Source organism: Pseudomonas sp. MTM4, assembly GCF_019355055.1.
In the GTDB taxonomy this organism is placed as follows: Bacteria; Pseudomonadota; Gammaproteobacteria; order Pseudomonadales; family Pseudomonadaceae; genus Stutzerimonas.
Genome location: NZ_CP048411.1, coordinates 1289088 through 1304168 on the forward strand (window position 1 = coordinate 1289088; position 15081 = coordinate 1304168).

The following is a 15081-nucleotide window of genomic DNA, read 5'->3' on the forward strand; positions in this document are numbered from 1 at the left end:
TTGCTCTCCCATTTCATCGATTCAGCTAGTCAGTCGTCATCGCGATCACGATCGCCCAGGGTGCGGCGCGGGCGATGTTCCATATCGGTGTCGTTATCACCGTGACCCGCTTCGTCGTAGATCTTTTTTTGCCGCTCCTTGCTCTCGACGCGATCCGCCCCGGGCCGCTCGGGTAGTCGCTGGATTCCTTCACCGACGCCCATCGAGCCGTTACCGAGAGAACGGTCGACCGCACCCGTGTTTTGTGCCAACTCGATATCAACGAAATCGGCTGATGCGGCAGCGGCGCCGGTCGCGGCAAGCCCAGCCACGAAGCCAAGCGTGATTACCAGACAGGTTTTCATATCTCCTCCATCAAGAGTCACGGCAATCGTTAGGCAACCCTCAGTGCGAGCCGTGCGCCGCCGAGCAGCATCACTGACCAGCGGCAGCGGAACCGTCCATCCAAACCCGGGTCCCAACTACAGAGGCTGATGTCAGGTTAGAAAGGAATCCAACAATGATTACTCCCGCACTGGTAATTCTTTTAATGATCGTCGGCTGGAGCACTGCCGCATTGGCAATGCTTTGGGGAATGCTGCGAATCGCTCGTTACCATCAGAAGCCCAGCCCGAGCGCTCCACCGGCCCGGCAGTTCCCGGCCGCTACTGCGAAACCAGGTATCAGCGTTTCGCTAAGCGCTTGAAGAAATAGGCGTTCTCCTAAATTAGGCCGTGACATGGCGAACCAAAGCTGTAGAATGCCGCCCCACAGACGCGGGATGGAGCAGTCTGGTAGCTCGTCGGGCTCATAACCCGAAGGTCGTCGGTTCAAATCCGGCTCCCGCAACCAAATACGAAAAGGCCACTCTCTGAGTGGCCTTTTTCGTTTCTATGTCCTGTCACTTGTGTAAAGCAACGTCGCTTGCTGAGCGCGCCGCTAAATAACTGAATAGAAACGCTTTCTTTTCGGCTTTTAGGTTGACAGCGTCATGTCAGCCTGTAGAATGCCGCCCCACAGACGCGGGATGGAGCAGTCTGGTAGCTCGTCGGGCTCATAACCCGAAGGTCGTCGGTTCAAATCCGGCTCCCGCAACCAAATACGAAAAAGGCCACTCTCATGAGTGGCCTTTTTCGTTCCGCCTCGCTGAAATGCCCTCCTCTCTCCACTTGACCTCGCGACCTTCGCTTGCTTAGGTTGAGTTCAGCCTCACGTTCATTCTTTCCTTTTAACTTTTCCACGCCAAAAATTTATAGGCCGTTCGGCTTAGTTCCGAAGATGGATGACTTCAAAAGAATAGTTATTGACTCGGTAACCCAAGGCACTTTTATCCTTTTGCCTATCAATGGATTACGACAGACAGGCCGAAAACCCCCAAAAAAAATTTAGTTTCCCATCTTGACTGCCGTCAGGTTCTGAATGATAACTAGGTCACACAAACGAGACAGGACGTTTCCTCGAGTGGCAAGCCAGACAGAACCCGGCATTGCTATTAAGTCCGCAGGGATAGCATCTCCGTAACAGCTAATTTTTGCTGTTCTGCGTTAACAGTATTTCTCTTTATTGCTTCTCTCGAAACCCAGCCGAGTGCGGTAGCTTTGCCTGAAAGCCGCGCTATACGGGCCGCCCCAAGGAGTAGACGCCTACGAGAGATGGCAAGCCAAATGGCGGCGAAAGCCTGCAATGGCGGTAGCTTGCCTAATAAGAACAGGCAGCAAAACCTCATATCTAGATAATTGAAGATTTCGCGTACCGTTCAAATAACAATTTAACTTTCAATCGCCGTACTCATATATTTATCCAAACCGGAGCTGATCGTGAATACCCTGTTCCGTAGCATCGACATCGAAGCGCATCAATTGATTGCCAGGGAAATGAGCGTCAAGGGAAGCTCCTGCATTACCAACTTCCTTACGCCCGAACAATTAACCTCATTACAAGAGCACATCCGTAATGATGCCGAAAAACATAAAGGCCAATACTTCGCGCACCATGGTGGAGTTGAGATCGAAAGTTCTCTATTGGGCGTTCTAGGCGCTGCGCCGGAGTTCCGGCAGATGCTTGAAAGCATTTATCAGGCGGGCATCGGGAAAACCGCGTACAGCGATGAGATTCTTAAGGTGTTGCGCTGCGTGCAAGGGACTTCAGGGCGTCGTGAGTCAAATTGCTTTCATTACGATGCCAGCCTTGTAACCGTACTGTTGCCCATCGAAATCCCTCAGAACGGGAATGATCGTGGTGATCTGATCATGTTTCCCAATCTCCGCCGAGCACGCTCGAATGTTCTGTTCAACGTGCTGGAAAAAATGCTGTTGCAGAATGCGCTGAGCCGAAAGGCGATAACCACAGCCATTCGCCATCATCTTCTGAAGCCCGAAAAGCTGCAGCTGATTCCGGGCAATCTGTATCTGTTCTGGGGCTACCGGACACTGCACGCCAACGAGCCCTGCGACCCCACCAGCCGCCGGGCAACCGCCATATTCCATTATGGCGACCCGCACGCAGGCAGCCTTGCGACCCGGCTGATTCTCAAGCTCAACCAGCGTCGCGCCCGTCGCGCGACCGCGCTCGGCACGCAGCCTACCGCATGACCGAACCCGGCCTCGGCCAGAGGTTTGCGCCTATCGATCTCGACGTGACTACCGATAAGGACATCGCGATGATCAATGTCACCAAGTCCTTTCTAGGTAACAAAGCCAAGTTTCTGGGCTACGTCGACAGTATCTATGCGTCCGGCTGGCTGACCAATCACGGGCCGCTGGTCACCGAACTGGAAGATCGCCTACGCGATTACCTAGGTGTCCGAAATATCATCCTCACCAATAACGGCACCTTGGCGTTGCAGATCGCCTATCGGGCATTGAACCTGTCCGGCAGCGCCATCACGACCCCGTTCAGTTTCGTTGCGACCACCAGCTCGCTGCAGTGGGAAGGTATCCGGCCAATCTTCGCCGACATCGACAAGGCAAGCTGGAACATGGACCCGCAGGCTATAGAGGCGCGGATCGACAGCGACACCCGCGCAATCGTCGCCACGCATGTCTTCGGTAACGCCTGCGATGTGGAAGGCATCGCGCGCGTCGCCGAGCGGCATCGGCTGAAGGTCGTCTACGACGGTGCCCATGCATTCAGCGTGCGCTACAGGGACCGCTCGGTACTCCACTGGGGCGATGTCAGCACGCTCAGCTTCCATGCAACCAAGCTGTTCCACACCATCGAAGGAGGAGCCATCGTCACCAATGACGATGCACTGGCGGCAAGGATTCGTTTGCTATGCAACTTCGGAATCGTCGACACAGACACCATCGACGGTATCGGCATCAACGCCAAACTCAACGAGTTCGCTGCGGCCATGGGCCTGTGCATCCTGGATGACATGGCATTGATTCTGGAGCAACGGGAGGAGATCGCCAGGCGCTACGAAGACCAGCTGGGCGATTACTTCGACCTGCAGCAACAGCAGCCGTACTCCCAGCGCAACCATAGTTATTTCCCGATTGCCCTGGCGAACGAAGACCAGTTGCTGCGCTGTCGGAGAGCGCTGAATGCCAAGGGCATCAACCCCAGACGCTACTTCTACCCTTCGCTGGACACTCTCGGCTATCTGCAGCCGCAACCGCCGCAAATGCAGTCGAGAACCCTGAGCCGTCGAGTGCTGTGCCTGCCGATCTATCCAGGCCTGCCGCGGCATATCCAGGACACGGTTGTTCAGACGCTGGTGCAAGAATCTTCGCGACGCAGCCAGCGGCAAACCGAGCGCTTCTGGCCACAGGTCAACGCTACCGATTTGATGGAACAGCGTTTCAGCCTGCCCGATTCTGGGTTCAAGAATATTTATTGATTCATTAGCGGCGGCCCGACTACATGTCTGATCGAAAGCTATCGATGATTCGCAACACCGGCCTGAGTTACGCCGGTCAGGCGTACGCCCTGCTCATCGGCATTCTCGTTCTACCCTTCTATCTCGGGCATCTTGGTGCTGAAGCCTACGGCTTGATTGGCTTCTTCGCGGTGCTACAGGCCTGGTTGCAGCTGCTAGATGCGGGGCTGTCACCGTCTCTGGTCCATCGGATTGCGCACTATCGCGGGCGGCTCGCCAGTGGTGCGCAGTGCTACGAGCCCGGACAACTGCTGCGCTCGTTCGAAATCATCTTCTTGCCATTGGCAACACTGACGGTTTTGAGCGTTTATTTCTCCAGTGGCTGGATCGCCCACCAATGGTTGCAAGCGCAGGAGCTGAGCACGGACACCATCGTTCAGTGCATCAGCCTGATGGGTCTGATGGTCGGCCTGAAGCTGTACGCCACTCTTTATAAGAGCGGCCTACAGGGCCTCGAACTGCACGCATGGCTGAACGGCGCCAACATCCTGATAGCGACGCTGCGCTATTTTGGTGGCCTGTTTCTGGTGGCCAATGTCAGTCAGAACCCTCTGGACTTCTTTCTGTTCCAGACGGTGGTCGCTCTGTTCGAGACGCTGGTGTTCGCCGCCAAGGCCTATGCGCTGATGCCTAACCCAACGATCCTGACCGGATTCGACTGGGCGGTGGTCAAGCCGGTATTGCCGTTCGCCGCCGGCATGTCGCTCACCTCGGTGCTGTGGATCATCCTGACGCAGCTGGACAAGGTGTTGCTGTCCAACGTGTTGCTGCTCAAGGAGTACGGTTATTTCTCGCTGGTGGCGCTGATGTCGACCGGCATCATGACCCTCACCAATCCGCTGGTGCAGACGCTGCTTCCACGCATGACCATGCTCGTGGCCGAGAACCGGATCGCCGACATGCAGGCGCTCTACCTGAACGCCACGCGATTCGTCTGCAGCCTCTTGTTCCCGCTCTCGGGGGTCATCGCCTTTCACTCCGCCGAGCTGGTCTTCGCCTGGACCGGCGATACAGAAGCGGCGCAATGGAGCCGACTGGTGTTGCCTTGGTATGTGGTCGGTAGCGCGATCATGGCCGTCACCGCCTTCCAGTTCTATCTGCAATACGCCTACGGGCAGCTGCGCCTGCATGTGTGGTTCAGCCTGGTCTCGGCAGCACTCAGCATTCCGCTGGTGGTTTATGCCGCGCTCGAGCATGGCGTTTATGGCGCAGCGCTGGCCTGGTTCGGACTGCGCATGCTGACGTTCCTGATCTGGCCTTCGATGGTGCACAAGCGCTTCGCCCCGGGCCTGCATCGGCAATGGCTACAGGACTTGTTGCGCATCACCGCCATGACGGGCCTGGGTCTGTTGATCGGAGAACCCGTGTTCGTGGCGATCGCGAGCGACAACCGTTTCGACATTCTTCTGGGACTGGCAGTCAGCGGCCTGATCTGTCTGGCGCTGGTTACCTTCACATCCAAGCCCGTCGTAATGCGGCTTTACGTACTGATGACCAAATCGAGCGTCTGAATGGACATGGAACTGAAAAACGAGCAGGACTTGATGGCAGCCTGGGGCAACAGCCGGGAACCGCTGCTGAGCATCGTCTGCCTGGCCTACAACCACGCAGCCTTCATCAGGGAAACGCTGGAGGGGTTCCTCCGGCAGGAAACGGACTTCCCTTTCGAGGTGATCGTTCATGACGACGCCTCGACCGACACCACTGCGGCGATCATCCGTGAATACGCCGCGCGCTTCCCGAGCGTGATCAAGCCGATCTATCAGCGCGAAAACCAGTACCGCCAGGGTGTGCCGTTCAGCACGCGGTTGTTTGCACAAGCGCGCGGCAAGTACATCGCCTATTGCGAAGGGGACGATTACTGGATCGACCCGCGCAAGCTGCAAATCCAGGTCGACTTTCTCGAACGACACCGCGACTACGTGATGACGTACCACGATGCGTTCATGTTCAACAGCCAGGGCGTGGTGCGCAGCCCGCACCTGCAAGGCAAATATCGAAGGGACGCAACCGCCCGCCAACTGATGCAGGCGCGCCCGGTCTCCACCCTTACGGTGTGCTTTCGCAATCTGGTGCAGGAACTGCCGCCTGAGCTGCACGGCGTCGAAGTACTGGATATCTGCTGGTGGTCGTTGCTCGGAGCCCACGGCAAGGGCAAGTTCATCGAAGAGATAAAACCCGCCGCCTACCGCGTGCATGAGGGCGGGATCTTCTCCATGCGCAGCAGCAAGCAACGCATCCAGATGTCCATGCACGCCTATTACAGCCTTGCCCGCTATTACCAGCGGATCGGCAACCAGTCGCTCTACGAGTACTTCATGATCCAGGTCTTCGCCCAGGCGCTGGCATCGATTTCGCCGCTCAGCAAGCTTCAGGCGTTGAGCCAGGTATTTCAGAACGCCAGCCTCAACCTGTTACGCAGGCTGATTCCAAGCGCCTGACAGCGCATGCCTGACACCTGCCGCACCGATGGCGCAATACTCAAGGAAGGATCCGCAATGACTGCCATGGCCCGCTCTTCACTGGAATACGACGAAGATAATCGCATCGACCTGGCGCGTATTCTGCGCGTGGCGTTCGATCATAAGGCTCTGATAATCACCATCACCGCCCTCTTCGCCCTGCTCGGCGTCGCCTATGCCGTTGTCGCTACGCCGGTTTACCGAGCGAGCGCAATGATCCAGATCGAGCCCAAGAAAGCCGGCATAACCGGCGTACCAGAAGCCATACCCCGACCGAACTCGGTTTCCCAGGCGGTGACCGAAATCGAACTGATCAAGTCACGCTCGGTACTCGGGCGGACGGTCGATGCGCTGAAGCTCTACATCACCACTCGCCCCAAATACCTCCCACTTCTCGGCAGCTATATGGCGCGCCAGCATGACCCAGAGACGGACGGCGAACTCGCCGCGCCTCTGCTAGGTATGAGCAGCTATGCCTGGGGCGGCGAAAAACTGGACATATTCCAGTTGGATGTGCCCGAAGCCTATCTGGGCGAGAAGTTGATCCTACGTGCCGGTAGTGCGGGAGCGTTCAGCCTGTATGACGCGGACGAGAAATTGCTGCTGAGCGGCAAGACCAACGAAGCCGTGCAGCACGAGGGCTTTCGCGTACAGATCGCCGACCTCAAAGCCCGCCCGGGTACGGAATTCGCCGTCGTGCGCAGCCGTCCGCAAACCACCGCACTGGATTATCAGAAGCGCCTCAAGGTGGGTGAAGCCGGCAAGGACTCGGGAATCATCTACCTCACCCTCGAGGATCCGGACGCGGACAAGGCCAATCACGTGCTTGATCAGATCAGCCGTCTGTATGTGCGCCAGAACATCGAGCGCAGCTCCGCCGAAGCAGCACAGCGCCTGGAGTTTCTGCGTTCACAGGTGCCGCTGGTACGCAAAGAGCTGGAGAAGGCAGAAGCAGCGCTCAACGACTACCAGACCAGCGCGCAATCGGTAGACATCAGCATCGAAACCAAAGGTGTGCTGGACCAGGTCGTCGCGCTGGAAGCACAGATTTCCGAACACGAACTCAAGCGCACCGAATACAACCAGCTGTACACACCGGAGCACCCCACCTACCAGACGCTGATGAAAAAGATCGGTCAGCTGCAGGCACAAAAAGCTGCGCTGATGGGCAAGATCGACACATTACCGATGACTCAACAGGAATTGTTGCGCCTCAATCGCGACATGCAGGTCACGACCCGCACCTACACCCTGCTATTGGACAAGGCCCAAGAGCAGGACATCTTGCGCGCCGGCACCATCGGCAACGTGCGCATTATCGACAACGCCTACTCGGTGGTGGAGAAGCCAGCCAAACCGATCAAGCCCCTGGTCGTACTGGTCGCCATATTCGTCGGCCTGCTGGTGTCGGCGATGGTGATCCTGCTACGCCAGGTGTTCTATCGCGGCGTAGAGAGCCCGGAGACCATCGAACATCTGGGCATCCCGGTGTATGCCGCTCTGCCTTTTTCGGCGAAACAGGAACACCTTTACCGGCTCAGGAAAATCCGCGACGGAAGAAGCAAGCTGTTGGGCACGGCCGATCCGGCCGATCTGGCCATCGAGTCACTGCGCAGCCTGCGTACCAGCCTCAAATTCGCCATGCTCGAGGCTCGTAATCAAGTGCTGGTGGTCACCAGCCCGACCCCTTCGGTGGGCAAGTCCTTCGTTTCCAGCAATCTGGCATCGGTGATCGCCCAGGCGGGTCAGCGGGTGCTGCTCATCGATGCCGACATGCGTCGCGGTTATCTCGCGGGTGTGTTCGGCATGGCGCCGCGCAACGGTCTGTCCGATGCACTGGTCAGCGGGCTGCGTCTCGCCGCGGTCATCAACAAGACCGACCAGGCCAACCTGCATTTCGTTGCCAGCGGCTGCAGCGCGCCAAACCCGTCCGAGCTGCTAATGCACGACAATTTCGCCAAGTTGCTCAAAGAGGCGGAGCGCGAATACGACTTCGTCATCATCGATACACCACCGGTATTGGCCGTGACCGATGCGGTGCTGGTCGCGCAACAGGCTGGCACCTGCCTGCTGGTCGCGCGCTATGGACTAAGCACCGCCAGCCAGATCGAAGCATCCAAGCGGCGGCTGGCGCAGAACGGCGTACTGCTCAAGGGCGCCATTCTCAACGGCGTCAAGCGTAAAGCCTCGAGCACTGCCTATGAAACCGGTGCTTACGGCTATTACAGCTACTCTCAGAAAGCCTGATACGTGCGAGGGACATGCCGTGCTCAGAACCGCAGCGATGATGCAACCCTACCTGTTCCCCTACCTCGGCTACTTCCAGCTGATCGCCCACAGCGATGCCTTCGTGCTGGGTGACGACCTTCAGTACGTCAAGGCTTCGTGGATCAATCGCAACAGGGTGCTGGTGAACGGGCAGCCTAAATTGATCACCTTTCCCCTGCGCAAGGGTGGCCAATTCGACCCAATCAACCAGCGCTGGCTATGCGAGGATTTCCCGCACGAAGCCCAGAAGCTGTTGAGGACGCTGGAATTCGCCTACGCCCGTGCCCCTTATCACGACGAAGTAATCGCACTGATCCGCGAGATCCTGACGCACCCGGAGCGCAATCTGGCGCGATTCGTCGAACATTCCATCCGCTGCATCTGTGCTTACCTGCAGATCACGACACCCATCCATATCGGGTCGGAGATGGGATTGCCGGCCCGCATGGACAAGCAGGAGCGGGTCATCGGCCTCACGAAAAAGCTCGATGCAGAGCGCTATATCAACCCCATCGGAGGCATGGCGCTGTACTGTCCCGCGCTTTTCCGAGCTTACGGCCTGTCACTGCGCTTTCTGCGCATGGACGATCTGAGCTACCCACAGTTCGGCCAACCTTTCGTGCCTGCGCTATCGATCATCGACGTGCTGATGTTCAACAGCCGAAACGATGTGCAGGGCCTGCTCAAGCGTTTCTCTCTCGTCGAAGGGATCGAGCAGCAAGCCGCATTGCAGGCATGAACGACATCGACAAAACGGACTTCAGCAACCTCATCTCTATGGAAGGCAGCTTCACATGTCAGCGCTAAGCAACAATCCACACTGGTATCTGATCCAAACCAAACCCCGTCAGGAGATCCGCGCCGAAGAGAATCTCCAACGCCAACACTTCGAGTGTTACAGGCCACACAAGCCAAGCACTTCCGGTGACGGCAAAGCGGACGAAGCGCTGTTTCCCGGTTATTTGTTCATCCGCCTCGATCGGCACATGGACAACTGGTATCCCATCCGTTCGACCCGAGGAGTCGCCCGAGTGGTCTCTTTTGGCAGCGAACCCACACCGGTTCGGGACGAACTCATCGAGCAGCTCCGCCAGCGACTCGCGGCCCCGGCAGAGAAGCCCAAGTTCCAACCTGGCGAGCGTGTACATCTGCAGGGTGGCGGCTTCAACGAACTCGAGGCGATCTTCGTCAGCGACGACGGAGACGAACGTTCGGTGATCCTGCTGAAGCTGTTGCAGCGTGAGCAAAAAGTCCGCGTGCCAACCCGCTATCTCAGCGGTTGCGTCGCGCAGCCCTGACTCACGTGCACCGATGAACTCGGGGTTCCGATCATGAAGATTCTGTTTCTGCACAGCCTGTACGCACCCCATGTGGGTGGTGGCGCGGAAATTGTCGTGCGCCAGTTGGCCGAAGGCCTTCAGGGCCGAGGCTGCGACGTAACGGTGCTGGCCACCGGCCCGGAGACCGGGCTGCATGAGGAAACGCTAGGCGGCGTGCGACTCTATCGCGCCGGCCTGCACAACCTTTACTGGCACTTCACCCAGAGCAGGCCCAACCTGTTGTTGCGCCTCGGCTGGCATTACCGCGATCGCTACAACCGCCGCATGCGCCTGTACGTTCGCGAGGTGATCGCACGTGAGCAGCCGGACGTGGTGATCTGCCACAACCTGACCGGATGGTCGATCTCCGCGTGGGACGAGATCAGCGCGGCCGGTGTGCCGATCGTTCAGGTGCTGCATGATCTCTATTTGTTGTGCCCCAAAGACACCATGTTCAGCAAAGGCCGCAGTTGCGGGCGTCAGTGCGGTATGTGTTCGGCTTTCCGTCAGCATCACGCGGGGGCCTCGGCACAGGTCGCCGCGGTAATCGGCGTCAGTCGCTTCATTCTGGACCGGGTGTCCGGGCACGGGTATTTCAGCCAGGCCAGCCGCCACGTGGTGCATAACAGCGCGACACTGAGCGAGAGCGCACCGCGCACGCCGCGTCATAACCACAGCGGCCTGTTGCGTTTCGGCTATATCGGCACGCTGTCGGAAAACAAGGGCGTGGGGTGGCTGATCGATCAGTTTCAAGAACTGTCAATCAACGCCACCCTGGAAATCGCCGGGCGCGGCAAGCTGGACGATGAAGCGCAGCTGAAGGCAAAGGCCGATCCGGCCAAAGTCCGCTTCGTCGGCTATCAGAATGCCGCCACTTTCATGCGCAACATCGACGTACTGGTGGTGCCTTCGATATGGGCCGAGCCCTTCGGGCTGGTAGCCGTCGAAGCCTGTGCCCAGCACCTGCCCGTCATCGCAACGAACATGGGTGGCCTGCCGGAGATCATCCAGAACAATCTCAACGGGCTGCTCTGCTCACCGGCCGACCCCGACTCGCTCGGCAGAGCGATGCTCAAGCTCTATCTGGACAGCGGCCTGCGCCAGCGGTTATCGCAGCAGGCGCATAGCAGCGTTGCGCCATTTCTAGACATGGAACGCATGCTCGATCAGTACCAATCGATCCTGCATGCCGCGCTACACGGCCGGAGAGCCCATGATGACGCCGATTTCACTGATTACACCGCATCCCAGATCGAGCCCGCTGGCGATTGACAAGCCAACCCTGCTGACATTGATCGCGGCCTCGCTGCTGATCAGCGAAACCTTTGCCGGGGCGCTGCGCTATTACCTCGATATCGCCGGTATCTCCGCCCTGCTCTACCTACCAAAGCTGGCTTGTTTGGCAGCAGTGGCGCTCGAATTACCGCACGCACGAAGCAGGCCCGGCGTATGGCTGGTGCTATTTGCATTGGTGGTTTCGAGCTCGTTCGCGCTACTTCACGGGGCTTCGCTGAGAAACATCGGCTTCAGCTTGTTCATCTATGTTCCGCTGCTGTTCGGGCTGTTCTGCGGCACCTACCTGGAACGCAGAACCGTCCTGTTGGGCTGGGTGATCGGGCTATGTCTGATGGCCTCTCTGCTAGGCATCGCACTGGATATGTTCACCCACGTGCCATGGAAGGGGTACAGCTACATGATGGGCGACGTCGAGGTCACTGCGAACAAATCCTGGGCCTTCGGCAGTACCGACCGTCTCGCCGGATTCGCCCGGATGTCGACCAATCTGGCGGTGATGATCGCTCTGTACAGCCTGTTCCTGGCGGCTTTCCTGCGCTCCCGACTGCTGCGGATGATGCTTTACCCGCTGGCCTTCGGCGCGATCTTTCTCACCACCAACAAGTCCACCGCCGCGGCTTACCTGCTGACGCTGATGATGCTGTTCCTCGCCGGATATCGCATGCCCAGCGCCACGGCGTTTTTCATTGCGGTGCTGACAGGGATGGCATTGCCGATCACCAGCCTGCTGCTGAACATTCCGCAGGCCGAGGCCTACAGCGGCGGCATGCTTGCGTCCTTCAACGACCGTCTGATCCATAGCTGGCCGAATTTCATTGAGGTGATCACCAACGAAGGTTGGGGTTGGTGGGGTGCAGGTTTCGGTGCGGTAGGCAGTAGTGCAGCGGTCTTTCCACTGGCCTGGCTGGAGCTGCTGAGCATCGCCGACAACACGGCGCTGTATCTCTGGGGAATGCTCGGCGTGTTCGGCGTACTGCTGTATTTGCTGTTGTTCCCGTTGCTGCTGCGCCTGCACGACCGTGGCCCGCGCATTCGTGACGCCCTGCTGGGCATAGTCTTCTGCACCTGCCTGATCGGCTGGGCAACCGATGTATTGGAAGTCACCACCTCCACCCTGTTCCTCGGTATGGCAATCGCCCATGTCCTGACGCCTCGGGACGCGCTTCATCGAGGGACGTACAGCCAGGTCACCACAGCACAACCGCATGGCGGCCTTGAACCGCATGCCTATAGACACAGGGACGAGCGACCATGAGTACCCGCCTCAATTTTTGCCGTCTGGCACTTGTCGCGGCCATATCCGGCCTGGCGCTGCAGTCACCGGCACAGCAGCCGGAAGACCCGTTCATCCTCGGCGTCTGCTCGCATGACCTGCATTTACGTGACAGCAGCAGCCAAGGCAATCAACTGTTGCGCGACGCCGGTATCGAGTCGATACGAACCGACGCGCACTGGGCGTTTCTCGAACGCAGCCGCGACCGGCTCAAGGTGGAGCCGCACTGGTACCGCTATCTCGCCGGCACCGAAGCGCAGGGGCTCGATAGCCTATTCATTCTGGGCTACGGCAATCATTTTCACGGCGACGGAGAAAAGCCGCGCAGTGAGCCGGTACGCGCCGCCTTCAACCGTTACGTCGCCTTCGTCGCGCAGCAATTTCGCGGCCGTATCAAGCACTACGAAGTCTGGAACGAGTGGGACGTCGAGAACCCGATTGATCCGCAATTCACGCAGGACTACGTCCGGTTGATCACCGACGCAGCGGGCATCATTCGCCAGCATGATCCGGACGCCAAAGTGTTGGCCGGCGCGGTGACCACCAAAGGCATCGAATCCGGTTTCGCCCTGCGCCTGATCGAAGCCGGCGTGATGCAATCGATCGACGGCCTCTCGCTGCACCCATACGTACATTGCCGTGGCCGGGGCAAGAACACCCCAGAGGCCTGGATCGAGTGGCTTGCCGACGTTGATATGGAATTGTCAGCCGCCGCCGGCCAGCCGGTGCCGCTGTATCTGACAGAGATGAGCTGGCCGGCCTATCAGGGTTCCTGTGGCATCGACGAAAGCCTGCAGGCCGCTTATCTGGCGCGCAGCTTCCTGCTCGTGAAGACGCTGCCCAATGTGCGGGGCTACTGGTGGTACGACTTGCGAAACGATGGCACCGACAAGCGTGAGCGGGAGCACAACTTCGGCTTGCTCCGTCAGAACTACGCCCTGAAGCCCGCGTATCGGGTGCTCAAGGTGGTCAGCCCGATCATCCAGAACTACCAGTTCCTTGGTCATGTCGACGAACCCAGGAAAGACACCGTTCTGATGCGCTTCGGTAACGCTGAAGAACAGCTTCTCGTCGCCTGGAGCACCGACCAAACACGCTCAATCAGCATTGAATCCGCGGGCCAGGCAACCGGCGCGCTGGAGCTGATCGATACCAAGCATCCTGAAAACGGCCGAACCCAAAGCGACGCGGCATGGGATTGCCCGGCCGAGGCGAACAACTGCACCGCCAATATCGAACTCGATGGATTTCCGAAAATCATCAGCCTCGGCAAGTCCGCTGCGGCTCGCTCCGGCTCCTAGGGTCTGTTGCCGTTTCGTACGCGGCCGCGCCTTGCGGAACGCCGCCCGGCCTGGCGACATTTGGCGCAGCAACGCGGCTCGCGACAAAACGGCAACAGACCCTTGCAGAAGCTCTCGACTCGTGAACAGTTTTTTGAAAAGGGGAATTTCAGATGATTGTGATCAATGCCCGCTTTCTGACCCAGGAAATGCGAGGTGTACAGCGCTTCGCGGAGCAGATCAGCCTGCAGCTCGGAAGCCTGCGCGATGACCTGGTCTTCGTTGCGCCAAACGACATACGCCTGCACGACAGCGCCGAACAGTTGCAGGTACGCCGCATCGGGCGCCACCGAGGCCATCTCTGGGAACAACTGGACCTCCCGCTGTGGCTCGCACGCAATGGCAGCCCACCGCTGGTTTCGCTCTGCAATACCGCCCCGCTCGCTTATGGCAACCAGATCGCGACCCATCATGACATTACCTATGTCAGGCATCCGGAAAGCTACTCGAGAGCGTTCCGGGCCATCTATCGCAATCTGACACCGCTGTTACTCAAACGAATCAAGGCGCTGATTACCGTGAGCGAATTTTCCCGGAAAGAGATAGCGCGCTTCTATGGCTATCCGGCACGCCATATTTGCGTGGTGCCCAACGCCGTGGACACGCGCTTTCAACCCTTCTGTGCCGAGCAATGTTCGCGTGGCTCGGCGCCTTATCTGCTTGCAGTGTCATCACCCAGCGCGCACAAGAACTTCGCCAGGATGGTCGCGGCATTTCTGAAACTTGAAGGGCTCGATGAAGTCGAGCTGCGCATCATCGGCGACTCGAACCGAATCTTCTCCGGCAGCGTCCATGATGTGGCCGGCAACCGGCGCATCCGCATGCTTGGCAGGCTCACCGATCAAGAGCTGGTGGAGGCCTACCAGGGCGCAACGGCCTTCGTGTTTCCGTCGATTTACGAAGGCTTTGGCATCCCCCCGCTCGAGGCGCAGGCCTGCGGCTGCCCCGTCATCGCGGCACGTGCCGCCTCCATTCCGGAAGTCCTGGGCGACAGCGCGCTGTACTTCGATCCTTTGAAGGTCCAGGACATCGCAGATTGCATGCAGCGGGTCCTGCGCGACGAGGCCTTACGCCAGGATCTGCGGCGGCGTGGCAAGGCGAATGTAGCGCGGTACTGCTGGAATTCGTCCGCCCGGCAGGTATCCCGGCTGATCGACCAAGCGTTCACCGGCGTGAGTGATGGTCGGAAAGCAGACCTACAACAGCTCCCGCTCGGCCAGCCCAAGCATTAACTCAGGCAAACGCCGACAGAAGCCGGCCATGC

At 58.7% G+C, this 15081-nt stretch carries 12 protein-coding genes and 2 tRNA genes; 13 read left to right on the top strand and 1 reads right to left on the bottom strand.

What is annotated here, in order from left to right; genetic code table 11:
- Positions 1-29 precede the first annotated feature (29 nt).
- Positions 30-344 carry a hypothetical protein gene (locus GYM54_RS05805; RefSeq protein WP_231752232.1) on the bottom strand — a complete coding sequence of 105 codons (315 nt, stop codon included), beginning with the start codon at positions 342-344 and terminating at the stop codon, positions 30-32.
- A gap of 410 nt (positions 345-754) precedes the next feature.
- On the opposite strand from GYM54_RS05805, the gene GYM54_RS05810 reads away from it, so the two are divergent.
- The 13 genes from GYM54_RS05810 to GYM54_RS05870 all read left to right on the top strand — a co-directional run bounded on the left by GYM54_RS05810 (position 755) and on the right by GYM54_RS05870 (position 15049).
- Positions 755-831 (top strand) — tRNA-Met (locus GYM54_RS05810).
- 169 nt (positions 832-1000) lie between these two features.
- Positions 1001-1077: transfer RNA gene (locus tag GYM54_RS05815), tRNA-Met, on the top strand.
- A 719-nt stretch (positions 1078-1796) separates the two neighbouring features.
- Complete coding sequence (locus tag GYM54_RS05820; RefSeq protein WP_197445701.1) at positions 1797-2570, top strand: hypothetical protein; 774 nt, start codon at positions 1797-1799, stop codon at positions 2568-2570.
- A 68-nt stretch (positions 2571-2638) separates the two neighbouring features.
- Positions 2639-3820 carry a DegT/DnrJ/EryC1/StrS aminotransferase family protein gene (locus tag GYM54_RS05825; protein ID WP_197445756.1) on the top strand — a complete coding sequence of 394 codons (1182 nt, stop codon included), beginning with the start codon at positions 2639-2641 and terminating at the stop codon, positions 3818-3820.
- Positions 3821-3843: 23 nt separating this feature from the next.
- Entirely contained in the window at positions 3844-5370 is a 1527-nt protein-coding gene (locus GYM54_RS05830) for a lipopolysaccharide biosynthesis protein (RefSeq protein WP_231752231.1), read from the top strand.
- A gap of 6 nt (positions 5371-5376) precedes the next feature.
- Positions 5377-6300, top strand: coding sequence for a glycosyltransferase (locus GYM54_RS05835; protein ID WP_197445754.1), 924 nt, complete (start codon positions 5377-5379; stop codon positions 6298-6300).
- 57 nt (positions 6301-6357) lie between these two features.
- Positions 6358-8568, top strand: a complete 2211-nt coding sequence (locus tag GYM54_RS05840; protein WP_197445700.1) for a polysaccharide biosynthesis tyrosine autokinase — start codon at positions 6358-6360, stop codon at positions 8566-8568.
- A 19-nt stretch (positions 8569-8587) separates the two neighbouring features.
- Positions 8588-9328, top strand: a complete 741-nt coding sequence (locus GYM54_RS05845; protein ID WP_181101250.1) for a WbqC family protein — start codon at positions 8588-8590, stop codon at positions 9326-9328.
- 55 nt (positions 9329-9383) lie between these two features.
- Positions 9384-9887 carry a transcription/translation regulatory transformer protein RfaH gene (rfaH, locus tag GYM54_RS05850; RefSeq protein ID WP_181101248.1) on the top strand — a complete coding sequence of 168 codons (504 nt, stop codon included), beginning with the start codon at positions 9384-9386 and terminating at the stop codon, positions 9885-9887.
- 33 nt (positions 9888-9920) lie between these two features.
- A complete protein-coding gene (locus tag GYM54_RS05855) occupies positions 9921-11180 on the top strand; it encodes a glycosyltransferase family 4 protein (protein ID WP_181101246.1) in 1260 nt (419 codons plus the stop codon).
- Entirely contained in the window at positions 11125-12459 is a 1335-nt protein-coding gene (locus GYM54_RS05860) for a hypothetical protein (RefSeq protein ID WP_181101495.1), read from the top strand. Before GYM54_RS05855 ends, GYM54_RS05860 begins: the two co-directional genes overlap by 56 nt.
- A complete protein-coding gene (locus GYM54_RS05865; RefSeq protein WP_181101244.1) occupies positions 12456-13778 on the top strand; it encodes a hypothetical protein in 1323 nt (440 codons plus the stop codon). Before GYM54_RS05860 ends, GYM54_RS05865 begins: the two co-directional genes overlap by 4 nt.
- Positions 13779-13930: 152 nt before the next feature.
- The gene (locus GYM54_RS05870; protein WP_131650357.1) at positions 13931-15049 is read left to right on the top strand and encodes a glycosyltransferase family 1 protein; all 1119 of its coding nucleotides are present in this window, start codon (positions 13931-13933) and stop codon (positions 15047-15049) included.
- The last annotated feature ends 32 nt before the right edge of the window (positions 15050-15081 follow it).

Excerpts from the sequence above, each read along its gene's own strand:
- GYM54_RS05805 (WP_231752232.1), bottom strand. The coding sequence starts at position 344 with ATGAAAACCTGTCTGGTAATCACGCTTGGCTTCGTGGCTGGGCTTGCC.
- GYM54_RS05825 (WP_197445756.1), top strand. The coding sequence starts at position 2,639 with ATGATCAATGTCACCAAGTCCTTTCTAGGTAACAAAGCCAAGTTTCTG.
- GYM54_RS05830 (WP_231752231.1), top strand. The coding sequence starts at position 3,844 with ATGTCTGATCGAAAGCTATCGATGATTCGCAACACCGGCCTGAGTTAC.
- GYM54_RS05835 (WP_197445754.1), top strand. The coding sequence starts at position 5,377 with ATGGAACTGAAAAACGAGCAGGACTTGATGGCAGCCTGGGGCAACAGC.
- GYM54_RS05840 (WP_197445700.1), top strand. The coding sequence starts at position 6,358 with ATGACTGCCATGGCCCGCTCTTCACTGGAATACGACGAAGATAATCGC.
- rfaH (WP_181101248.1), top strand. The coding sequence starts at position 9,384 with ATGTCAGCGCTAAGCAACAATCCACACTGGTATCTGATCCAAACCAAA.
- GYM54_RS05855 (WP_181101246.1), top strand. The coding sequence starts at position 9,921 with ATGAAGATTCTGTTTCTGCACAGCCTGTACGCACCCCATGTGGGTGGT.
- GYM54_RS05860 (WP_181101495.1), top strand. The coding sequence starts at position 11,125 with ATGACGCCGATTTCACTGATTACACCGCATCCCAGATCGAGCCCGCTG.
- GYM54_RS05865 (WP_181101244.1), top strand. The coding sequence starts at position 12,456 with ATGAGTACCCGCCTCAATTTTTGCCGTCTGGCACTTGTCGCGGCCATA.
- GYM54_RS05870 (WP_131650357.1), top strand. The coding sequence starts at position 13,931 with ATGATTGTGATCAATGCCCGCTTTCTGACCCAGGAAATGCGAGGTGTA.